Source organism: Rhizobium beringeri, from assembly GCF_004306515.1.
Taxonomy (GTDB): Bacteria; Pseudomonadota; Alphaproteobacteria; order Rhizobiales; family Rhizobiaceae; genus Rhizobium; species Rhizobium beringeri.
Genome location: NZ_SILG01000002.1, coordinates 305,088 through 325,272, shown reverse-complemented (window position 1 = coordinate 325,272; position 20,185 = coordinate 305,088). Strand labels below are relative to the sequence as shown.

The following is a 20,185-nucleotide window of genomic DNA, read 5'->3' as shown; positions in this document are numbered from 1 at the left end:
ATCCTGAGGCGCTGGCTCTAAAGGCCACATCTTCCGCCCTCGGCTTAGCCGTCAGGTCGCTGAGCGGGAAGGGCAATGATGTTGAACCTCCGAACAAGAGAACAATGCTGCACTGCCGAAAAAATCGCCACGCGCGCCACTGCGCATTTTTTCGGCATGACCCATTGACAATTCACCCTTGATGGCACTTGATAACGTTGTTCCAGTAAAGCAGACATGCGTCCATTATACTGGAATGATAGGAACCATCCATAAGGGGAACGCCATGACCACTTCCTTTCGCACCGCCGTGATGTCGCTGGCCGCCGCCGCGCTGCTGTCCACGCCTGTGCTGGCCGAAGGCAGCAAGCTCGATGAAGTGCTGGCCCGCGGCCACCTCGTCCTCGGCACCGGCAGCACCAATGCGCCCTGGCACTTCAAGAGCGCGGACGACAAGCTTCAGGGCTTTGACGTCGACATGGGCCATATCATCGCCAAGGCCCTCTTCGGCGATCCTGAGAAGATCGAGTATGTGAACCAGTCCTCCGACGCCCGCATCCCGAACATCACCACTGACAAAGTCGACATCACCTGCCAGTTCATGACCGTTACCGGCGAGCGCGCCCAGCAGGTTGCCTTCACCATTCCTTATTATCGCGAGGGTGTCGGCCTGATGCTCAAGGCGGACGGAAAATATGCCGACTACGCCGCCCTCAAGGCGGCCGGTTCTTCCGTCACCATCTCGGTTCTCCAGAACGTCTATGCCGAGGCGATGGTGCATGCGGCATTGCCGGAGGCGACTGTCGACCAGTACGATTCCGTCGACCTGATCTATCAGGCGCTGGAATCGGGACGCGCCGATGCAGTCGCCACGGACCAGTCGTCGCTCGCTTGGTACATGACGCAGAACCCGGGTCGCTATAAAGATGCCGGCTACGGCTGGAACCCGCAGACCTATGCCTGTGCCGTCAAGCGCGGCGATCAGGATTGGCTGAACTTCGTCAACACCGCCCTGCACGAAGCCATGACCGGCGTTGAATTCGACTTTTACGCCAAGTCCTTCAAGACCTGGTTCGGCAAAGATCTGACGCCGCCGCAGATCGGCTTTCCCGTCGAGTTCAAGTAACAGCCATGCGGAGCGGGACTTTTCTCCCGCTCCGCTAGCAGGATGATTTCAGGTCGGGTCGGCCTAAAATCTGAATCCTGTTTTCAATTGAAGAGTGAGAGCATGATGCCGAAAACCGCTCACACTTTTTGGCATCATGCTCTGGTCTGAAAGGGCGGCCCGTATGGGTTACACGTTGAATTTCGCTGCCGTCTGGCGCAATTTCGATTTTCTTTTGAGCGGGCTTGCACTCAGCCTCGGTCTTGCGGTGATCTCGATCCTGATCGGGGCCGCGATCGGCCTCGTCGTGGCCTTCGCGCTAACGTCCAAAAGCCGCTTTGCGATCGTGCCGGCGCGGGTCTATGTCACGGTCATTCGCAACCTGCCGATTCTCGTCCTGGTGCTTTTCGCCTTTTTCGCGCTGCCGCAGATGGGTTTGCGCCTCGACAAGATTAAAAGCTTCGTCCTGGTTCTATCCCTCTATTCCGGCGCCTATCTGGCAGAGGTGTTCCGCGCCGGGCTGTTGTCAATTCCGAGAGGACTGACGGAAGCGGGTCTTGCCATCGGCCTGACGGGGATGCAGATCCGCAGCTCCATCATCGCTCCGCTTATGCTGCGCAACGTGCTGCCATCGCTGTCCTCGACGATCATTTCGCTCTTCAAGGACACCTCGCTCGCCGCCGCCATCGCCGTGCCCGAACTGACGTTTGCTGCCCGCAAGATCAATGTCGAGAGCTTTCGCGTCATAGAGACCTGGATGGTGACATCAGCCCTCTATGTCGCGACCTGTTTCCTCATCGCCGCCGTGATGCGCTTCGTCGAGCGCCGTCTGGCCCTGCCGAGATAAGCCCTGATGTCCCACACCTTTCTCGAACAACTCTGGATCGCCCGATACGTCATCATGAACGGCATTGGCGTGACCGTGTCGATCTCTCTGCTGGCCATCCTCGCGGGTTCCGTACTTGGCGTTTTCGTCGGCTTGGCGCTCGTCTATGGTGGCGTTGTTTTGCGTCTGGCCGCGCGCGCCTATACGGATATCATCCGCGGCACGCCGGTGCTCGTGCTCGTGCTGGCGAGCTATTATGTCTCTGCCGCCGTCGGCCTCGATCTCGGGCCGTTCTCGGCCGGTGTACTCGCCCTTGCCATCTTCTGCTCCTCCCATGTCGGTGAAATCGTGCGCGGAGCGCTTCAGGCGATCCCGAAGGGGCAGACCGAAGCCGCCAAGGCGATCGGCCTGACCTTTACCCAGACCTTCACCTCGGTACTGTGGCCGCAGGCCATGCGCCAGTGCCTGCCGGCTTGGGTGAATACGGCTGCCGAGATGGTGAAAGCCTCGACGCTGCTCTCCGTCATCGGCGTCGCCGAACTTCTCCTGCGCACGCAGGAGATCATCTCCCGCAATTTCATGAGCCTCCAGTTCTATTTCCTGGCCGGTGGTCTCTATTTCATCATCAACTTCGGCATCGAGCACTTCGGCAAATATGTCGAGCGCAAGACCGCCCTGCCGTCCTGAGGAGTTCCCCCGATGGCCAAGACCATTCTCGACATCCAGGGTCTGCGCAAGACTTACGGCATCCACGAAGTCCTCAAGGGCGTCGATTGCGCCGTGCAGGAAGGCGAAGTCATTTCCATCATCGGCTCGTCCGGCTCCGGAAAGACCACCTTGCTGCGTTGCATCAACATGCTCGAGGAATTCCAGGGCGGCACGATCAGCCTCGACGGCGAGGAGATCGGCTACCGCGCCGAAGGCGCGACACGGCGCCGCAAGAGCGAGAAGGAGATTGCACGCCAGCGCGCGCTGACCGGCATGGCGTTTCAGCAGTTCAATCTTTTCCCGCATATGAGCGCCGCTGAAAACGTCATGCTCGGCCTCGTCAAGGTGAAGAAAATGACGAAGCCGGATGCGCGCGCCATCGCGGAAAAGTGGCTCGATCGTGTCGGCCTTTCCGCCCGCTCGAACCATTATCCCGGACAGCTTTCCGGCGGCCAGCAGCAGCGCGTCGCAATCGCTCGCGCCATCGCCATGTCGCCGAGGCTGATGCTCTTCGATGAAGTGACCTCCGCGCTCGACCCGGAACTGGTGGGCGAAGTGCTCCAGGTCATCAAGGGGCTTGCCGCCGACGGCATGACCATGCTGCTCGTCACGCACGAGATGCGCTTTGCCTACGACGTTTCGTCACGGGTCATCTTCATGAACCAGGGCGTCATCTGCGAGGAGGGCGATCCGAAGGACATGTTCGTGCATCCGAAGACCGAACGACTGGCAGAATTCCTCAAAACCTCGAGTTTCAACTAGACGAAAAGAGAGATCCCGTGACGGTCCGCTCTGCGGATCGTCACGGGCGCTCGGCCCAAGGATCGACGAGCTCGATCCCAAAGCCCTCGAAATCCCTTATATTGCGAGTGGCGAGGGTGAGATCGTGAGCAATCGCGGTGGCGGCAATCAGGCCGTCCATTGACGACAAGTCGCGTCCGCTTCGCTTTGCGAGCCCCATCAGGTCGCCCCAGGCTATCGCAACCGGCTGGTCCACAGGGATGACGCGCTGCTCGAAGCGCTGCGGCAGCTCCTGGGCAAGCCATTCAGCCAGCGCGTCGCGCTTCCGACCGCTTTCCATCAATGCAACACCACGCCGAATCTCCGCGATCGATACGACGCTGATGAATGAGCGATCCTCGTCGAGACTGTCCAGCCATTGTAGGGCATGTACATCGGGACGCGGCCTTGTCACCTCGGAAAGCACATTGGTGTCCAGCAGAAGTCTCACAGCTGGAGATCACGCGGTTCGTCGCGCTGCCTTTCGAGGTCCAGATCGGCGCCACGCAGCGGCGATTGCATCAGAAATTCTGCAAGGGTGCCCTTGCGCGCGGTCTTCCGCTGCCATTCCTCGGCCGAAACGACGACGACGCTTGGTTTGCCATTGCGCATGATCGTTTGCGGCGTTGCTTGCGCGCGTTCGATAACCTCAGACAGCTTGGCCTTCGCACTGGCGACGGTCCAACTTCTATCCTCTGGTCGTGATGGCTGCATTCGCTATATCCTGACTATAGTGACTATCATGACTATATAAGCCGAGGCGGTCTAGCCGCAAGCAACTTTTCGAGAGGGAGAGGCTTTGCCGGCTTTGGGCGGCCGACGCTGATCGGGGTTTGCAAGGAATTGCGGGCACTCGCTCAATTTGTTCGCAGTCTGCATTCCCAGCGTGCAAATTCCGGGGGGAGGGATCCGAGACATCTTGGAAATCCTGAACGCAGAATTTTTGGCACGAGCTTTGCTTTCCTGTCTTGTATGCAAGATAGCCAGACATCTGAGACCACGCAGAAGACCATCGAGGAGACGATCGTCTCCGGGATTCTTTCAGCCAAGATCCGGCCTGGGACGCGGCTCAGCGAAAACCAGCTGGCAACGCTCTTCAGCGTCTCTCGAACCCGCGTTCGTGAAGCCATGATGCGCCTGGAAACGCGCGGTATCGTGCATGTAAGTCCAAGACGAGGTTGGTTTGTCGTCGAGCCGTCCGCTGAAGAGGCGATCGCGGTCTATGAGGCACGGCGCGTCATCGAGGCCGGGTTGCTGCGCAGCATGCGCGCCCTGACGGACGAGGGAGGCAAAGCGCTCGACGCGCATTTGAACGAGGAAAAAAGCGCAATGGCTGCGGGCGACCGCCAGCGCCTGACTTATTTGATGGGTGATTTCCACATCCGCATCGCAGAATTGAGCGGGAACGCCATCATCGTTGATATCCTCCGCGATCTCACCGCGCGGACGATCCTCATCTCGATGCTCTATCAGTCTGAATTTCACGCAGCACAATCCCATGACGGGCACTGCCGCATCTTCGAGGCCATGCAAGCGGGCGATTTCGTCAGAGCTGCCGAGCTCTCCATCGAACATCTGGATGAAGTGGAAATGGGCCTCGACCTGACCACGCGCCCGGATCCGCTCTCGGAACTGCGCAGTTCCCTGTCACTCCCTCCCAAGGCCGTGCCCTCCGGCCCAACTGTCAGAGCCAAGAAACCACAACTTCAAAGGAGCAATTAAAACATGCTGACAAGACGAGTATTTTTCGCAATCGCGACCCTGGCCGCAACCTTCGGCTTCGGCTCCGCGTCTTACGCCGATGCTCTCGCCGACATCACGGCGCGCGGTACGCTGCGTGTCGCCGTCCCGCAGGATTTCCCACCCTTTGGCAGCGTCGGCACCGATATGGCGCCGATGGGCTACGATATCGATGTCGCCAATCTCATTGCCGAAAAGCTGGGCGTCAAGACCGAACTCGTGCCGGTCACCAGCGCCAACCGCGTCCCCTATCTGCAGACGAATAAGGTCGATCTGGTCATATCAAGCCTCGGCAAGAATGCCGAGCGCGAAAAGGTGATCGATTTCTCGGTAGCCTACGCACCCTTCTTCAACGGCGTGTTCGCGCCGGCCGATCTTTCGATCGCCAAGGTGGAAGATCTCGCGGGCAAGAGCATCGGCGTCACGCGCGGCGCTGTCGAAGATCTCGAGCTGACGAAGATCGCGCCGGCCGACGCGACGATCAAGCGTTACGAGGACAACAACGGCACCATCTCGGCCTTCCTGTCTGGCCAGGTCGACACCATTGCGACCGGCAACGTCGTGGCTGCTGCGATCCTTGCCAAAAATCCCCCCAAGCGCCCTGAGATGAAGTTCCTCATCAAGAACTCACCCTGCTACATCGGTCTCAACAAGGAACAGGCAGCTCTTCTGGAGAAGGTGAACGGCATTATCGCTGCGGCCAAAACCGATGGTGCGCTGAACGCCATATCGCAGAAGTGGCTCGGCGCCGATCTCCCGTCGGATCTCTAGGGAAGCCGGTCTCACGGATGTCATCCCGCGCCGCGCGCGGGATCACATGACGCTCCGTCACCGCAAGAGGGGACAATTCCTTGAGTTACCATTTCGAATTCGGCTGGCTGCTTGAATATTATCCTGACATCATCAAGGGCATACTGATCACCCTGGAGCTTATCGCGATCGGCGGCGTGCTCGGCATTTCGCTCGGCATCTTCTGTGCCTGGGTGCGCGCACTCGGCCCGGCCTGGCTGAAGCCTGTCGTTGCGACCTATGTCGAACTGATCCGCAACACGCCGTTCCTGATCCAGCTCTTTTTCATCTTTTTCGGTCTGCCGTCCCTCGGCCTCAAGCTTTCCGAACTGACGGCCGCCAACCTCGCGATGGTCGTCAACCTCGGCGCCTATAGCTGCGAGATTATCCGCGCGGGCATCCAGGCAACCCCAAAGGGCCAGTTCGAGGCAGGCGAGAGCCTTGCCATGACGCGCTTCGAAACCTTCCGGCATGTCGTTCTCGTGCCGTCCCTGCAGCGCATCTGGCCGGCGCTGTCGTCGCAAGTCGTCATCGTCATGCTCGGCTCATCGGTCGTGTCGCAGATCGCCGCCGAGGATCTGACCTTTGCCGCGAACTTCATACAATCGCGAACCTTCCGCGCCTTCGAGGCCTACATCGTCTCGACAGCCATCTATCTTGTGCTGGCGATCCTGCTTCGACAGGTGCTGGCGGTGGTAGGCGGGTTCATTTTCCCGAGGAGAGCAGCACGATGATCGAGTTCACACTCTGGGACATCCTGCGTAACCTGCTGCTCGCCACCCGCTGGACGATCCTGCTTTCGCTCGTCTCGTTCATCGGCGGCGGCGCGGTCGGACTGGGGCTGCTCTTCCTGCGCATCAGCAAGCGCAAGGCATTCAGGGCGCTTGCGAAATATTATATCGAGCTCTTCCAGGGCACGCCGCTGCTGATGCAACTCTTCATCGCTTTTTTCGGTCTCGGCCTTTTCGGGATAGATGTGCCGGCCTGGCTTGCTGCGGGATTGGCGCTCACTCTGTGGAGTGCCGCCTTCCTCGCCGAAATCTGGCGAGGCTGCGTCGAAGCGGTCGCGAGGGGTCAATGGGAAGCCGCCGCCAGCCTCGGTATGGGGCGGTTGCAGCAGATGCGCTACGTCATCCTCCCGCAGGCGCTGAGGGTTGCCATACCGCCCACGGTCGGTTTCTCCGTTCAAATCGTCAAGGGAACAGCGCTGACCTCGATCATCGGTTTCGTCGAATTGTCGAAAGCCGGCACGGTTGTCACCAATGCCACCTTCCAGCCCTTCACCGTCTACGGGCTCGTCGCCCTCATCTACTTCGCCCTTTGCTGGCCTTTGTCAAAAAGCAGCCAGATCCTGGAAAGGAAGCTCAATGTCGCTCATCGAAATCACTGAAGTCCGCAAGAGCTTTGGCACCACCGAGGTGCTGAAAGGCATCAATCTCGATGTGGAGGCCGGCGAAGTCATCGCCATTATCGGCAAGAGCGGTTCGGGCAAATCGACCCTGCTTCGCTGCATCAACGGCCTGGAGACCATCACCGACGGGTCCATCTCCGTGGCCGGCGCGCAGCTCCTCGATGACGAAGTGCATCTGAAGGCACTGCGCCTCAAGGTCGGCATGATCTTTCAGCAGTTCAACCTCTTCCCGCACCTGACCGTCGGTGGCAACGTCATGCTGTCGCAGACCGTGGTCAAGAAGACCCCGAAAGCCGAAGCCGAGGCTACCGCCCGCAAGATGCTCGAGCGGGTAGGGTTGGGCCACAGGTTCGACGCCTATCCCGACGAGCTCTCGGGCGGCCAGCAGCAGCGCGTCGCCATCGCCCGCGCGCTCGCCATGCAGCCGACAGCACTTCTCTGCGACGAGATTACCTCCGCGCTCGATCCGGAACTGGTCGCCGAAGTTCTGGCCGTAGTGCGCGAGCTTGCCGCCGAGGGGATGACGCTCCTGATGGTAACCCACGAGATGAAGTTCGCCCGCGACGTCTGCAGTCGCGTCGTCTTCATGCACCAGGGCCGTGTCCACGAAGTAGGCCAGCCGGAGGACGTCTTCGCCAATCCGCAGACAGCAGAGCTGAAGCAATTTCTCGGCGTCAGTTAAGAAACGACGACATGCTCTCGCTTATACCAGCCGGCATCGTCGACGGGGATGGCACGCGAGCGCCGCTTTGCTCGAGCGGAGGAAGACGAGGGAGAGGGCAACGAATGCCAGACTAATATGTCCGGTGGGCTGCTCATGGTCTACCGTCCTCAGGACTTCGACCGAGGTTGTCCCATCAACGCTTCATACTCTCTGTCGGTCAATCGTTCGATTGCCCGCAGCTGTGCGGGAATGTCCATCCGCTCGTGCAAGACTGCGGCAATGACGAAGGTTGCATCGTCAGCGACAATGTAGACGGCGTAATGGTGCTCGATTTTGTGCAATCGGAAGAGCGAGTTCCCGACGCGCTCGTCGCTCTTTGTCCTCACGCGGGCATAGGCTTCGGGGATGCCTTCAAATCCTGCCCGCAGCAGGCGGCCGTACGCCTTTGCCTGTTCGGGGGACCATTTGCGCGCCGTTTCGCGGACGGCCAGACGATAGTTATCAAGTGCGGCCGGCAGGATGAGAACGCGTGGAGCCACTAGCGCAGTTCTTCATCCAGTTCCGCGTCGATGGCATCAAGAGCCGAAAGGGGCAGCATTTCTCCGCGCAGGAATTCTTCTTCCGCCCGCAGCAGTGAGCGGATGGCATAGCGGCGATCTTCTTCGCGTGCCATATCTTCGCGAATAAGGGCGCGCACATATTCACTCGGCGTCGTGTACTGGCTCTTCCCGTTGGCGCGCATATCGACAAAGGCGCGCATTTCATCGGGCAAGCTCACATGCAGGCTGCTGGTCATGCCGCACCCTCCTTCAAATTTCTGAATGAATTGTTCTGTATCCATACCTCAATGTCAATATTTGACATTGAGACGTTCGGTTGCAGACCGGGATGCTCGCCTGGATCACGCCGCCGACACCAACGTCATGCGGCCCGCGATCACCTTCGACAAAATCTCGATCCGCTGCACGTCGCGCTCGCTCATCGCTATCAGTCCCATCCGCAATCTCCACCGTCATCAAACCCGGGGGAGTGTGACATTCCAACTTTGCAGAAACAGGACACTTCAACTTTGTGTGAGTTCATGCTGAGACGCGACTTGCGGAGCACTTCAAGCTATCCGGCATGTCTCATCTGGGCGAGCAATTTCTTTCGAAAGACCTCTGCCGGTGTTCGGTAGCCGAGGCATTTCCGCGGTGTTGAGTTCAGCCGGTTGCAAACCGCAAGAAGGTCTGCGTCCGTCACCGACAAGGGATCGACCTCTCTCGAAAGCCATTTGCGAACTCGCCCATTGGTGTTTTCGACGGTGCCTTTCTGCCAAGGCGATTGCGGATCGCAGAACCAGGTCTGGGTGCCGATGTTTGCTTGCAGATACGGCCAGTCGGTGAACTCGGTGCCGCGATCGAAGGTGATCGAGCGGCGGGCAAGATGGGGCAGGGATTGCAGCGCGCGGATCAGCCCGTCCATGACAGGCCGGGATTGCCGATCGTTGTTGCGAAGGAAGATCGCAAAGCGGCTGACCCGTTCGACGAGCGATGTCACATTGGCCTTGCCGAATTTCTTGCGAAACTGGATCAGGTCGCATTCCCAGTGCCCGAACTGCTTGCGATCGGCAACGACGTCCGGGCGGCGCAGGATGTTCAATTCTGGGCTGAAGCGCTGGCCGTGTCGACGTCGAGCATGCCGCGGCCGGCGCCTGGCCCGGTTTTCCGGCAGGTGCCGCCACAGCTTGATGGCCTGACCATCTGCGGAATAGGCGAACTTGTAGATTGTTTCGTGGCTGACCGAGATCGGATGACGCTCCAGCCGCATGCGACCAGCGATCTGCTGGGGCGACCATCCGTGCAGGATCCGGTCGATCACGGACTGCCGCACATGTGAGAACCGCGCCAGCTTTCGCAACTTGGCACGACGCTCACAAGCCATGTCATGGGCCGTCACGCAGTAATAGCCGTTGAGATCCGGTATCAGCTTGTCGACGAACGTGTTGCGCTTGAGCTCACGAAAGATCGTTGAGCGATGCCGCCCGAGTTTCTCGGCGATGATCTCGACGCTGATGCCGGCCGTCCGCCAGCGAGCGATCTTGCGGCGTTCATCCAGGTCGATATGGGAGTAGGTGTGTCTCATTGCGCTTTCCTTGCGAGCGATAACCCATTGGCATCTTTCGCAAGTCGCACTTCATCCTTGAACCCACCCCCTTACAAACATTGTGGCGGGGAAGTTGGAATGTCCGTTTGTGTGCAAAGTAGAAGTGTCACTTTGGGCGCGTCTTCAGCTATTTAGAAATGCGACACTCGGCATGTCCACTTGCGCTTAGGCAAGCCCCCGAGCGGACCGGCTGGACCGGGTTGCAAGGGAAGGGAGGGGGCGGGTGAGATGCTCCCCTTCGGCTTTAGCTTTGACAGTTGGAGCAGCCAGTCATTCCGCCGCATCGAGGCCAGAGAGCGCTTGTCGCCGTCGGGCAATGACGGCGGGATCGTTCATGAAATCCGTCTTCCGACCCGGCTTGCGGCCCCGCGGCGTGTAGCCATTCTTCTCGCTGTTGGTCCTGACCTTGGGCGCCGGCAGTTGCTCCTGACGCTCCTTGATATAGGCCAGGACATCGCCGAGCCGCTTGTTCTCGGTGATCGCCGCATGCGTCACCCGCTGGTCCTTATCGAACGTCTTGTAGGGCAGGGAATGACCTTTCCAGCGCACGTCCAGCCGGCCATCGGCATAGGCATAGGTCTCGACATAGCGGCCAACCAGGCCACGCGTCACCTCGGTCTCTTCCAGCATGATCCGCTGGCGCTCAAACGAAAACGTCAACTGCGACCCGACATAGCGCTGCTCACGCTTGCACAGGATCTCGTGTAGTCGATCCGGCGCCAGATTTATCGGCCGATGCAGGTCTTCCGACCGGGCAGGGGCAATCGCAAAGCGTGCGTTGTAGTCTTCCATGAAGCCGGGCAAAAACGCATTGCCTGCCGCCATGTCGGCTATCCCGGCCAGCCGCAATTCCTTGACCAACCGATCCTGCAGCGTCCGGTTCATCCGTTCGACACGGCCTTTGGCCTGGCTCGAATTTGCGCAAAGAATCTCGATATTTAACTCACACAGTGCACGCCCGAACTGGGTCATGCCCTGGCCACCCTTGGCGTCCTTCTTCGCCACCCGGAATACCGAATGCTTGTCGGAGTAGAAGGCTACAGGCGCGCCGTAATCGCGCAGGTAAAGCGCCAGCGCCTCGAAATAGCTGAAGGCGCTTTCCGAGCGCACGAAGCGCAACTGCATCAGCTTGCCCGTCGCATCGTCGACGAACACCAGCAGCGAGCATGGATCACCGCGGTCCTCGAACCAGCGATGCTCGGACCCGTCGATCTGCACCAGCTCGCCATAGGCTTCACGCCGCAAGCGCGGCTGATGAAACGTCCGCCGCTGCTTGCGCGAGAGCCACAGGCCCGCATCCACCATCCAGCTGCGCAACGTCTCGCGCGACACCCGCAACCCATCGCGCTCGGCAAGCTTCTCGGCCGCCAAGGTTGGTCCGAAGTCTGCATAGCGTTCGCCAACCAGCGTCACGGCGTAATCCCGTACACCGTCGCTGATTCGGTTGTTCGACGGCCGGCCGATCGCCTTGTGCCGGATCGACGCCGCACCACCCGTGTTGATCCGCTCCAGCAGACGACGCACCTGGCGCGTACTCAGATCAAGCAGATGTGCCGCCGACACCATCGTCATCCGGCCGGCGATCACTTTCGATAGAATCTCGATCCGCTGCAAATCACGCTCGCTCATCGCAATCAGTCCCATCCGCAATCTCCCAGGTCACCAAACCCGGGGAGAGTGACATTCCAACTTTGCAGAAACAGGACACTTCAACTTTGCGGCTACAAACATGTATCGCATAACGTAGTTTATGGAACTATGTGCCGATGTACTTTCGGCGGCCGCCCCAGTCGTCAAACCGGCTGAAGGCAACGCGAAAAGGGTCTTCGTCAAAGACATTATCTTCTGCCTGTGATAACGACCTGCAGTGCGCTCCTCCGACGCGACGGCTTATGCGATGATGCGCGAAAGCTCTTTCGCCATGCGCGCGTCCTTTCCTTGGGACGACGGAAGGTGAGCAACGTAACGACAGCGAAATCACTGAATACGTCGTCTGGACAGAATTTCCCGCCTTGAACGGCATCGACCGGCGTTGGCTAATCGTAAAGCACCTGATAGATCATAGACTGCCGAGTATGAGGTCTTGGCGCGATCTTCAGAGAGAACCCTCGGACCGGACTGGAGCTTTTGATGGGCTGGAAAACACCGAAGATCGAATACGTGAATGGCTATAAGATCGTTGAAGTTGAAGGGCCTACATTCAAAGTCTACGATGGCGACCGTCAGCTCGGGGACGATTTCCCCTATCCCGGCGAAGCTGCTGCTTACGCAACCTCTTTGCCAAAACGGGATCATCCACGCAGCTAGGCGAGAGGCCGCGGAAGATCATTGAAAAACCCTTTAAGGCAGCCTTACCGAATGCGGAACAAGATTTGACCAGCTCCCAACTTTCTTCACCGCTGGAACTGCTTGGGTGGTCTGAATTCTTCGCGGACCAGGTCCAGCCCAGCGAAGCGGACTTGATCCCCAGACGCATCGCTTCAGTTCACCGGGCACGCGTCGAGGCGATCGATGTCACCGGACCGGTCGGACTGGAATTTCCATCCAATACGAATACTGGTGACTACGCGGTGGGCGACTGGGTTCTTGCCGATCCACTGACTGACATGCTTATCAGACGTCTCGACCGAAAAAGCGTCTTTCAACGACGCCCGGAAGGCGGACGTGGCCAGCAACTCGTTGCCGCCAACATCGACACCCTGTTGATCGTGACCTCGTGTAATGCCGATTTTAATCTTGCTCGGCTGGAACGTTACCTGATCATGGCCAACCAGGCCGGGAGCAATCCGGTGATTGTGCTGACGAAGGCTGACACCGCGGAAGATGCCGGCATGTTCCAGGCGCAAGCCGAGGCTTTGCAGCGCGATCTGCCTGTCATTGCCTTGAATGGGCGCTCCGCGGACGCCGTTTCGCTGTTGAGGCCCTGGTGCGGCGTTGGCCAGACGGTTGCGCTGGTGGGATCCTCTGGTGTCGGAAAATCAACGCTGGTGAACACCATGACTGGGCCTGAATCTGACACAAAGCAAAAGACAGGCACCATCCGCGAATATGACGCGCAGGGCCGACACACAACCACGGCACGATCGCTGCATGCAATTTCAGGCGGCGGCTGGGTCATCGATACACCGGGAATAAGAACGCTTTACGTGAGTGATGTTGCCGACGGTATAGACACCCTCTTTGCTGAAATAACCGAACTGGCGCCGCTTTGCCGCTTTCGCGATTGCACCCACGCCCATGAACCCGGGTGCGCGGTTCAGGCAGCTGTCGCAAGCGGTGCCCTGGTCGCCGATCGCCTGGAACGCTGGCGGAACCTGCTTGCGGAAAACCGCGACCGAACACCGGTCGTGAGCGGACCCCGCGGCAACAAGATCGTTCGCAAGAAGAAATATTGAAAGTGTTGAACATTTGCGACGCTGCTCATCGGCGTCAGCCACGATCCGCCACCTGAATTGGCTGGCCTGTGGTGACAGCGTCAGCGCTCAATGTTTGGGATTGCGGTCAAGAAGAAGACCCTGCAAGCGGCCGCTCCCGCTTGTGAGGGGAATGTCTTTGAACAACCGCGATATGAGGCGCGGTCGCAATCCTTGCCTCTCATCGATGAGGAGGAATGACATCCTCTTTATCTCGATCGTGATCACGCCTGCATTGTCATGGCGACGATAATTCCCCGAATCGATTGCTTGGAATCCATTTTCCACCGCCCAGGCGGCTATCATATCCGCGTTCATCAAGGTCCTGCTTTAGGAGATGCGGACTTGCTTTTTCTAGCTGTCCCGCTCGTGCAAATCGCTTTGCAGTCCTACGGATACCGTAACTGAAACGCTCTAATCCAGCCAAATCCGTCCAAGATTCCAGTTCCCGCTCAGGTGTTGCGAGAAAGACTCGGAGCAATCGGTGTCAATCGGTACGACTTCAGCCGAGGCCCCGCCCGTTGAGTGCTCTTGAAGGGATCTGAACCGGCGGCGCCTTAACTCGGTAAGCTAAGTGCCAGATAAACCGAAATTCACGGCATAACAATGATTTATGGGACTGGAGGTAGCGGGCTATTTTTAGCGTGCTCATCGTGTTCGGAGCCGCCGTGTCCAACCGCAGGGTCGAGGTGGAAGCAAAACCCTCGAAAATCTACAGACAGTAGCGCCTGCGCCGAAGGTTGGGCTGTTATCGCGGGTGTTGAACCGCCACAGCCGGTTTTAGAGTGCGGCGCCTAGCGCGCAATCGTGGTCACAGTCAACATTGGCGCGGGGACCGTGCCACTCATCTCAGTTGATTGGCAAACGCGCATCGATGTGACCGGGCGGCAAACTTGGCTGACCGATCCCGAAGAACTCGCGCGCGGTCAAGCAAGCGCCATCCCCTGGGACGCAGGCGCGGCAGACGTCAGGCCGAAGATCGTACACTTGACAGGATGTCTCTGAACCGACGCGACCGACCAGTGCGGAGCAACGCGCACCGTCGCAACGCATTCCCTGCTCGTTCGCGGCTACGAAGTGCGCTGGCAGCAAATCGAGAGCAGCTTCTGTTTCGGTGGAAAATCTGGGCCAGGTCGACGAATAGGAGCAGCAAGCTCCGCAGCTTCGGCAATCAAAATCGATCAGTGATGTCATGACCCGCTCCTACCACACAGCCTGCTAATGATAAAGCTGCCGGCTAACTGCTCCTCTTGGAGCGAGCGCATCCATCTTCATCAGGGCTCCTCGTCCTGACGTTGGGCGGTGAAATTCCACCTTAAGAATGTGTTTTCTAAATTAGAGGTCAGTCGCGGGGATATCACGAGGGTATTAGAACAGCTGCAGCCTGGTCGGCAGCCCGCAACCCGCTTTCCCATGCCCCATGCGCGGTGGAAAAGTCGGACGGGTGCGTCGCCTCGCCGGCGAAAAACAACCGGTCGCCGACCGGGCGCGCCAGGACTGCGCGTGCGTCCGCATGGCCGGGCAGCGCATGGCTGTAGGAGCCGCCTATCCAATCGGTGCGACACCAGGAAGAGGCTGCCAGGGGCCGCAGGTGGCGGCGGATGTTGCTGCCGAGCTGCGATGACAGCTGGTCGAGCGCGAAGGCAAATGCCTCCACTAAACCCGTGCGTTCGATGACGACAGCGCCGTTTCCGCCGAAGAAGCCTTCGAGGATCGGCCGGCCGAGCGGCCGGATATAATAGCTGCCGGTCTCGGCATTTTGCGGGTCGCCGAGCAGATGGGTTTCCGGCTCTAAACCATGATTGCCATGGAGTTCCAAAAACAGCTTGTCTGCGAGGCCAAGCGGCAGCTGACTTGCTGCATGGAGGTGATCGGCGGCCTCCGGGTCGAAGATAATGGCTCCGCAGGCCAGAACGGTGGTCGATGCCGTGATGATCGCAGCACCTGATGTGACAGGACCGCGGTCGGTCTCAAGTCGGATGCCGTTTGCGGTCATTGCCACGCGTCGAACGGGCGTCGAAAGGCGCAAGGCCACGTTCGGAGCGGCCGCGCTGATCAGACTTCCATAGCCTTCGTGCACCCGCCAATTGGCGTCGGTCGCCGCATTGTCATAGGCAAGAAAGTCAGCGATCGACAATCGATCGAGCGGTGCGCCGTTCAGATATCCGCTGAGGGACTGGCAATAGGCGTTCCATTTGCCGCCGGGCTCCAGCGCGTCTGACGCCCTGTCGCTGGCGGGGGGGCTGGTCCGCATCCGCTTCTTAAGTGCGTTCCAAGCCGCCGCGGCCGCCGCGCGCTCATCCCGTGTGAAGCCGAGATCGCGCCACTGGCCTTGCCACGCCGTCGGCCCGCGCTCGATATTGAACCCGGCTGCACGGCCAATGGCGACGAGAGGATTGCGCTCGGCAGAATGTAGCCAGCCGCAACCCATATCCAGCGGCATTCCGGCCAGCTCGATTGTCCACGCTCGTCCGCCCACGCGGCTGCTGGCCTCCAGGATGATGACCGAGTGGCCGGCATCGGCCAGTCCTTTTGCTGCTGCAATGCCGGCTGCGCCAGCGCCGACAATCGCAACCTCGTAGTCCATCGTCGCCCTCCGCCACTGCGTCAGCAGCTTGATACGACACAAGCTTTACATCGGGGCTGCACCCGCTTCAATGTGTCCGAAAGCCTGCTAGTATGCTGAAATGACGTTCTTCGAAACACTTGTTGCATTGCTTGCGGTTGCCATCCTGTTGCTGCAGGTGACGCGTCGCACGCGCCTGCCCTACCCCGGCATCCTGGCTGCCGCTGGCGTCGCGGTGGCGATGCTGCCCGGCGCGCCCGCGATCCCGATCGATCCACCGACGGCGCTCGCCTTGTTCATCGCCCCCGTTCTTGTCGACTCGGCCTATGATTTCCCGGTTGGTGCGGCGCGGCGCATGCTGCTGCCGCTGTTCTTCTATGCTGTCGTCGCCGTTCTCGTCACGACAGGCGTCGTCGTGTCGATCAGCATGCTGACTGTCGGGCTTCCGATTGCGGTTGCGGTCACGCTGGGCGCAATCGTTGCGCCACCCGATGCCGCAGCCGCCACGGCGGTCCTTTCCAATTTGCCCGTTGCCCGCCGTGTGGATGCCCTGCTCAAGGGAGAAAGCCTGTTCAACGACGCGACCGCGCTGCTGCTTTTCGGGGCCGCGCTCACTGTCCAGGCGCGGGGTGGGCTGGATGCCGGGACGGCGCTTCAGGTGGGGTTCGCCGCACCCGGAGGAATCCTGTTCGGTATCGCCTTCGGCTTTCTCGTCTCGCGGCTTCGACCGATAACCGAAAACACGGTTGGTGGGACCCTGCTTCAGTTCGTCTACGCCTTTTCGACCTGGTTGATCGCCGAGCATCTTCACCTGTCGGCTGTCCTTGCCACCGTGGCGAGCGCAATGACCATCGCCACCCTGACTTCGGTCGAGGATTCGCCACGGATGCGGGTGCATTCCTTCGCGGTCTGGACAACAGTCGTCTTCCTGTTGAACGTGGTGGCTTTCTTGCTGATGGGGCTGCAGGCGCGCCGCATCCTTGAAGCGATGTCGGCTGAAGAGCTTCAGCGGGCGATGGGATTTGCCGCCATCGTGGTGGTCGGCGTTATTCTGGCGCGCATGGCGATGGCGTTCCTGCTTCACGCCGTCGTCGCGTCTCGCCACCGAAGCGGCCATGAATTGGCGCCTTTCACATCCGGGGAAACCTTGCTGGTGGGTTGGGCCGGTATGCGCGGCCTCGTTACGCTGGCGACGGCCTTCGCACTCCCTGCCGACTTTCCCGAGCGAGACCTGGTCGTGCTCACGGCCTTTACGGTGGTGCTCGCAACCCTGGTCATTCAAGGGGCGACCTTGGCACCGATGATCCATTTCCTGAAACTCGGTCGGCAGGGAGAAGTCCGCGATGAACTCAAGGCGGCCCGAAGATCGCTCGCCGAAGCGGCCTTTCAGCGGCTCGAGAAGGAAGACGGCATCGAGGCCGAAGCGATCCGGACGATCTGCAAGGATCATTGGACCGCATCAACCGATGCAAACAAGACCTCGCCGCTCGATCGCCGCCGTCACCTGACGATCGCCGCCGTCCTTGCCCAGCGTCAGCGCCTCGAGGAATTGCGCGACGCAGATCAGATCGGCGCGGCGCAATATCTCGAGCTGCAGGAGGACCTGGACTGGAAGCAGCTCTCCGTCGGCTCCGATGAAGATCGCCGCATCACAGAAAGCTAGATCCGATAAGGCAGTTGTCGATGCCAACGCGATCGGCATCAAAGGGTCTGCTGCTCCGTCAGCCCGGCATTTCCAACGAGGCGGGACGCCTTACTCGATATCCTTCAGCGCATCGAGTGGGCCGGTCAGCGCCGTGCGCGGAGGGACGAGGGTCGGCCGCACCAGATGCGTGATTGGCGGGCCGCGGTCCGCATCGAGGATCGCAAACCCCTTGGCGATCATCGCCTCGCTGTCCTGCCGGACCATGAAGACGGGGAAAGGCAGGAAGGAGCCGAAGGGATCGTAGTCGTAGCAGCCGACGATGATGCCGGCGAAGGTCTCATGCGGGTGCAGCGCGAGGAAGCGCATCAGCCCTTCGAGATTGATCGAGGAATTGACGAAGAATGTGCGTGGCAGCTTTCCGTGGCCCTCGTAGAAGGCTTCGAAGGCACGCGCCGTCATGGCAGGGGAATAGCCGGTCGGCTGGATGCAGACGTCCGGATCCGCGCCCAGCAGCGCGCGCTTTACGTCGCGGAAACCGCGAATTCGCTCATGACTGGCATGGTCGTTGCGGCCGCCGAATAGGTACAGATCGTCAGGTAAAAGCGGTCCATCCTCCTGCGCGCGTTCGATGATCGCCTGTGTCAGCATGCGCGCACCCTCGTAATTGTCGCTGATGACCGACGGCGCCAGCGTGCCGGGCAGATCGATGTTGACGTGCTTCAGCCCTGCCTTCTCGCAGACTTTGTGCACGCCATCCGGATCGGTTGCGCCGGCGATGAAAAGTTCGTCGATTGAATAGGAGATCAGTGTCTCGACGACCTGGCGCTCCTCGTCCGGATCGCGACAGGCGCTGACGACGAGGGGGCACTGGCCGCGGCTTCTGACCTGTGCCTCAAAAGATTGCGCCATGGAGGAGAAATAGCGGTTGTCGTGCACCGGCAGCAGAAGACCGACGAGGCCGGAGCGGGACGAACGCAGGCCGCGGGCCTGCAGATTTGCCGTATATCCGTGCTCGTTCGCCAGGTTCTGAATGAGCTGGGCCGTCGCTTCCTTGATACGCCGCTTCCGCCAGCTTCCGTTCAGCACGGCGCTTACGGTGGAAGCCGACGCACCCGATAGGATCGAGAGATCGTAGATTGTCGCCTTCTTCTTGCTGATGTCTGCCATATCTCGCCTTTTCCGCTGTCGTTCCCTTAGAAACAAACCCCTCTTGACGAAAGTCCTACCTTGATCGATAGTCATTGCACCATCGATTGTGCAAAAAAGAAAGATCGATTGCGCAAAAATGGTTCGCCGGAGGAGGCGGGACGGGAGGCAAGGGTATTCCCTCGCCGTGAAGCAACCAGGAACAACCTGCCGCAAAGCGGCCGGTGGTCGTCGTTCGCCATGAACGACCTTGAGGAGGAGTGAAGATGAGGAGACTTATCGTAGCGGCATTTGCCGCATCGCTGTCGCTTGCCGGGGCGGCGGCGGTCGCGTTTGCGCAGGACGCACCGAAGGTCGGCGTTGTCGTCAAGATCGGCGGCATTCCATGGTTCAATGCGATGGAAGCCGGCATCAAGGAACAGGGCAAGAAATTAGGCGTCGATGCCTTCATGATCGGCCCGACCAGCGCCGACCCGGCGCTGCAGGTGCGCGCCATCGAGGACCTGATCGCCCAGGGCGTCAAGGTTATCGGCGTGGTTCCGAACGATGCCAAGGTGCTCGAGCCCGTGCTCACCAAGGCGCAAGCCGCCGGCATCAAGGTAATTACGCATGAATCGCCCTCGCAGAAGGGCGCCGACTGGAATTTCGAACTCGCATCGTCGACCGGTTTTGGTGAGGCGCATGGCAAGCTGCTCGCCGAAAAGATGGGCGGCAAGGGCGAATATGCCGTCTTCGTCGGCTCGCTGACCGTTCCGCTGCACAATGCCTGGGCGGACGCCGCAATCGCCTATATCAAGGCGAATTATCCGGACATGAAACTCGTCGGCGACCGTTATGGCGTCGCAGAAGATGTCGACAAAAGCCGCTCGACGGCGCTCGATCTCATCGCTGCCCATCCGGATCTGAAAGGCTTCCTCGCCTTCGGCAGCCAGGGTCCGATCGGCGCCGGGCGCGCTGTCGAAGAACGCCGCAAGACCGGCAAAATCTTCGTGCTCGGCCCGTTCTCGCCCGGCCAGGGCCAGAAGCTGATCAAGTCCGATGCGATATCGGGCGGCTTCATGTGGAATCCGAAGCAGGCCGGCGAAGTCTTCGTCACGCTCGCAGATCGCCTGATCAAGGGCGAGAGCGTCAAGGAAGGTGATGACATTCCGGGTCTCGGCGTGATCAAGCCTGTTGGTAACGACATCATCGTCGATCAGCTGCTGCCGATCAACAAGGATACGGTCGACGACCTGGCCGCAATGGGCCTCTGAAGAGGCCCCCTCCCC

General features: G+C 59.9%; 23 protein-coding genes. 13 read left to right on the top strand and 10 right to left on the bottom strand.

All coding sequences use genetic code 11. From position 1 onward, the window contains the following. The first annotated feature begins 265 nt into the window (after positions 1–265). The 4 genes from ELH03_RS25200 (at position 266) to ELH03_RS25185 (ending at position 3,380) form a co-directional block, all read left to right on the top strand. Positions 266–1,105, top strand: a complete 840-nt coding sequence (locus tag ELH03_RS25200; protein WP_128412617.1) for a transporter substrate-binding protein — start codon at positions 266–268, stop codon at positions 1,103–1,105. Positions 1,106–1,268: 163 nt separating this feature from the next. Beyond that, complete coding sequence (locus tag ELH03_RS25195) at positions 1,269–1,931, top strand: amino acid ABC transporter permease (protein ID WP_047622998.1); 663 nt, start codon at positions 1,269–1,271, stop codon at positions 1,929–1,931. A gap of 6 nt (positions 1,932–1,937) precedes the next feature. Beyond that, positions 1,938–2,597: an amino acid ABC transporter permease gene (locus ELH03_RS25190; RefSeq protein ID WP_128412618.1), complete on the top strand. Its 660-nt coding sequence runs from the start codon at positions 1,938–1,940 to the stop codon at positions 2,595–2,597. 12 nt (positions 2,598–2,609) lie between these two features. Beyond that, the gene (locus ELH03_RS25185) at positions 2,610–3,380 is read left to right on the top strand and encodes an amino acid ABC transporter ATP-binding protein (RefSeq protein WP_018480586.1); all 771 of its coding nucleotides are present in this window, start codon (positions 2,610–2,612) and stop codon (positions 3,378–3,380) included. 40 nt (positions 3,381–3,420) lie between these two features. Here the strand turns inward: ELH03_RS25185 and ELH03_RS25180 are convergent, their stop codons facing one another. Then, positions 3,421–3,849 (bottom strand): type II toxin-antitoxin system VapC family toxin, encoded by a 429-nt coding sequence (locus ELH03_RS25180; protein WP_128412619.1) that lies wholly within the window; start codon positions 3,847–3,849, stop codon positions 3,421–3,423. Next, positions 3,846–4,112: a type II toxin-antitoxin system Phd/YefM family antitoxin gene (locus tag ELH03_RS25175; protein WP_128412620.1), complete on the bottom strand. Its 267-nt coding sequence runs from the start codon at positions 4,110–4,112 to the stop codon at positions 3,846–3,848. Before ELH03_RS25175 ends, ELH03_RS25180 begins: the two co-directional genes overlap by 4 nt. 258 nt (positions 4,113–4,370) lie before the next feature. Here ELH03_RS25175 and ELH03_RS25170 point away from each other — a divergent pair, with 258 nt between their 5' ends. The 5 genes from ELH03_RS25170 (at position 4,371) to ELH03_RS25150 (ending at position 8,020) form a co-directional block, all read left to right on the top strand. Beyond that, the gene (locus ELH03_RS25170; protein WP_128412621.1) at positions 4,371–5,120 is read left to right on the top strand and encodes a GntR family transcriptional regulator; all 750 of its coding nucleotides are present in this window, start codon (positions 4,371–4,373) and stop codon (positions 5,118–5,120) included. A gap of 3 nt (positions 5,121–5,123) precedes the next feature. Beyond that, positions 5,124–5,909, top strand: coding sequence for a transporter substrate-binding domain-containing protein (locus ELH03_RS25165; protein WP_128400222.1), 786 nt, complete (start codon positions 5,124–5,126; stop codon positions 5,907–5,909). An 80-nt stretch (positions 5,910–5,989) separates the two neighbouring features. Further along, positions 5,990–6,661 (top strand): amino acid ABC transporter permease, encoded by a 672-nt coding sequence (locus ELH03_RS25160; protein WP_018245709.1) that lies wholly within the window; start codon positions 5,990–5,992, stop codon positions 6,659–6,661. After that, positions 6,658–7,317, top strand: coding sequence for an amino acid ABC transporter permease (locus ELH03_RS25155; protein ID WP_128412622.1), 660 nt, complete (start codon positions 6,658–6,660; stop codon positions 7,315–7,317). Before ELH03_RS25160 ends, ELH03_RS25155 begins: the two co-directional genes overlap by 4 nt. Next, positions 7,295–8,020 carry an amino acid ABC transporter ATP-binding protein gene (locus tag ELH03_RS25150; RefSeq protein ID WP_003562518.1) on the top strand — a complete coding sequence of 242 codons (726 nt, stop codon included), beginning with the start codon at positions 7,295–7,297 and terminating at the stop codon, positions 8,018–8,020. The genes ELH03_RS25155 and ELH03_RS25150 overlap by 23 nt, the downstream gene beginning before the upstream one ends. A 149-nt stretch (positions 8,021–8,169) precedes the next feature. Here the strand turns inward: ELH03_RS25150 and ELH03_RS25145 are convergent, their stop codons facing one another. The 4 genes from ELH03_RS25145 to ELH03_RS25130 form a co-directional block, all read right to left on the bottom strand. Then, positions 8,170–8,541 (bottom strand): type II toxin-antitoxin system RelE/ParE family toxin, encoded by a 372-nt coding sequence (locus ELH03_RS25145; protein ID WP_128412623.1) that lies wholly within the window; start codon positions 8,539–8,541, stop codon positions 8,170–8,172. Then, entirely contained in the window at positions 8,541–8,798 is a 258-nt protein-coding gene (locus tag ELH03_RS25140) for a ribbon-helix-helix domain-containing protein (protein ID WP_128412624.1), read from the bottom strand. The genes ELH03_RS25145 and ELH03_RS25140 overlap by 1 nt, the downstream gene beginning before the upstream one ends. Before the next feature lie 317 nt (positions 8,799–9,115). Further along, positions 9,116–10,126 carry an IS30 family transposase gene (locus ELH03_RS25135; RefSeq protein ID WP_130766866.1) on the bottom strand — a complete coding sequence of 337 codons (1,011 nt, stop codon included), beginning with the start codon at positions 10,124–10,126 and terminating at the stop codon, positions 9,116–9,118. A gap of 291 nt (positions 10,127–10,417) precedes the next feature. Then, positions 10,418–11,791, bottom strand: coding sequence for an ISNCY family transposase (locus ELH03_RS25130; RefSeq protein ID WP_130766260.1), 1,374 nt, complete (start codon positions 11,789–11,791; stop codon positions 10,418–10,420). Between the two features lie 486 nt (positions 11,792–12,277). On the opposite strand from ELH03_RS25130, the gene ELH03_RS37535 reads away from it, so the two are divergent. Both ELH03_RS37535 and rsgA read left to right on the top strand, forming a co-directional pair. Continuing rightward, positions 12,278–12,454 (top strand): hypothetical protein, encoded by a 177-nt coding sequence (locus ELH03_RS37535; RefSeq protein ID WP_164902139.1) that lies wholly within the window; start codon positions 12,278–12,280, stop codon positions 12,452–12,454. Positions 12,455–12,474: 20 nt separating this feature from the next. Then, complete coding sequence (gene rsgA, locus ELH03_RS25125; protein ID WP_128403986.1) at positions 12,475–13,542, top strand: ribosome small subunit-dependent GTPase A; 1,068 nt, start codon at positions 12,475–12,477, stop codon at positions 13,540–13,542. A gap of 87 nt (positions 13,543–13,629) precedes the next feature. Here rsgA and ELH03_RS25120 read toward each other — a convergent pair whose 3' ends face one another. The 3 genes from ELH03_RS25120 to ELH03_RS25110 form a co-directional block, all read right to left on the bottom strand. Next, a complete protein-coding gene (locus ELH03_RS25120; protein ID WP_128403987.1) occupies positions 13,630–13,878 on the bottom strand; it encodes a hypothetical protein in 249 nt (82 codons plus the stop codon). Positions 13,879–14,409: 531 nt separating this feature from the next. Further along, positions 14,410–14,754, bottom strand: coding sequence for a YkgJ family cysteine cluster protein (locus ELH03_RS25115; RefSeq protein WP_128403988.1), 345 nt, complete (start codon positions 14,752–14,754; stop codon positions 14,410–14,412). A 163-nt stretch (positions 14,755–14,917) separates the two neighbouring features. Beyond that, positions 14,918–16,147, bottom strand: coding sequence for a flavin monoamine oxidase family protein (locus ELH03_RS25110; protein WP_128403989.1), 1,230 nt, complete (start codon positions 16,145–16,147; stop codon positions 14,918–14,920). Positions 16,148–16,247: 100 nt separating this feature from the next. On the opposite strand from ELH03_RS25110, the gene ELH03_RS25105 reads away from it, so the two are divergent. After that, positions 16,248–17,789, top strand: coding sequence for a cation:proton antiporter (locus tag ELH03_RS25105; RefSeq protein WP_128403990.1), 1,542 nt, complete (start codon positions 16,248–16,250; stop codon positions 17,787–17,789). A gap of 90 nt (positions 17,790–17,879) precedes the next feature. On the opposite strand, the gene ELH03_RS25100 is transcribed toward ELH03_RS25105, so the two are convergent. Beyond that, on the bottom strand, positions 17,880–18,938 hold the full coding sequence (locus ELH03_RS25100; RefSeq protein ID WP_128403991.1) for a LacI family DNA-binding transcriptional regulator: 1,059 nt from the start codon (positions 18,936–18,938) through the stop codon (positions 17,880–17,882). A gap of 245 nt (positions 18,939–19,183) precedes the next feature. On the opposite strand from ELH03_RS25100, the gene ELH03_RS25095 reads away from it, so the two are divergent. Continuing rightward, entirely contained in the window at positions 19,184–20,170 is a 987-nt protein-coding gene (locus ELH03_RS25095; protein ID WP_128403992.1) for an autoinducer 2 ABC transporter substrate-binding protein, read from the top strand. The last annotated feature ends 15 nt before the right edge of the window (positions 20,171–20,185 follow it).

Excerpts from the sequence above, each read along its gene's own strand:
- ELH03_RS25200 (WP_128412617.1), top strand. The coding sequence starts at position 266 with ATGACCACTTCCTTTCGCACCGCCGTGATGTCGCTGGCCGCCGCCGCG.
- ELH03_RS25195 (WP_047622998.1), top strand. The coding sequence starts at position 1,269 with ATGGGTTACACGTTGAATTTCGCTGCCGTCTGGCGCAATTTCGATTTT.
- ELH03_RS25190 (WP_128412618.1), top strand. The coding sequence starts at position 1,938 with ATGTCCCACACCTTTCTCGAACAACTCTGGATCGCCCGATACGTCATC.
- ELH03_RS25185 (WP_018480586.1), top strand. The coding sequence starts at position 2,610 with ATGGCCAAGACCATTCTCGACATCCAGGGTCTGCGCAAGACTTACGGC.
- ELH03_RS25175 (WP_128412620.1), bottom strand. The coding sequence starts at position 4,112 with ATGCAGCCATCACGACCAGAGGATAGAAGTTGGACCGTCGCCAGTGCG.
- ELH03_RS25170 (WP_128412621.1), top strand. The coding sequence starts at position 4,371 with ATGCAAGATAGCCAGACATCTGAGACCACGCAGAAGACCATCGAGGAG.
- ELH03_RS25165 (WP_128400222.1), top strand. The coding sequence starts at position 5,124 with ATGCTGACAAGACGAGTATTTTTCGCAATCGCGACCCTGGCCGCAACC.
- ELH03_RS25155 (WP_128412622.1), top strand. The coding sequence starts at position 6,658 with ATGATCGAGTTCACACTCTGGGACATCCTGCGTAACCTGCTGCTCGCC.
- ELH03_RS25150 (WP_003562518.1), top strand. The coding sequence starts at position 7,295 with ATGTCGCTCATCGAAATCACTGAAGTCCGCAAGAGCTTTGGCACCACC.
- ELH03_RS25140 (WP_128412624.1), bottom strand. The coding sequence starts at position 8,798 with ATGACCAGCAGCCTGCATGTGAGCTTGCCCGATGAAATGCGCGCCTTT.
- ELH03_RS25135 (WP_130766866.1), bottom strand. The coding sequence starts at position 10,126 with ATGAGACACACCTACTCCCATATCGACCTGGATGAACGCCGCAAGATC.
- ELH03_RS25130 (WP_130766260.1), bottom strand. The coding sequence starts at position 11,791 with ATGGGACTGATTGCGATGAGCGAGCGTGATTTGCAGCGGATCGAGATT.
- ELH03_RS37535 (WP_164902139.1), top strand. The coding sequence starts at position 12,278 with ATGGGCTGGAAAACACCGAAGATCGAATACGTGAATGGCTATAAGATC.
- ELH03_RS25120 (WP_128403987.1), bottom strand. The coding sequence starts at position 13,878 with ATGAACGCGGATATGATAGCCGCCTGGGCGGTGGAAAATGGATTCCAA.
- ELH03_RS25115 (WP_128403988.1), bottom strand. The coding sequence starts at position 14,754 with ATGACATCACTGATCGATTTTGATTGCCGAAGCTGCGGAGCTTGCTGC.
- ELH03_RS25110 (WP_128403989.1), bottom strand. The coding sequence starts at position 16,147 with ATGGACTACGAGGTTGCGATTGTCGGCGCTGGCGCAGCCGGCATTGCA.
- ELH03_RS25105 (WP_128403990.1), top strand. The coding sequence starts at position 16,248 with ATGACGTTCTTCGAAACACTTGTTGCATTGCTTGCGGTTGCCATCCTG.
- ELH03_RS25100 (WP_128403991.1), bottom strand. The coding sequence starts at position 18,938 with ATGGCAGACATCAGCAAGAAGAAGGCGACAATCTACGATCTCTCGATC.
- ELH03_RS25095 (WP_128403992.1), top strand. The coding sequence starts at position 19,184 with ATGAGGAGACTTATCGTAGCGGCATTTGCCGCATCGCTGTCGCTTGCC.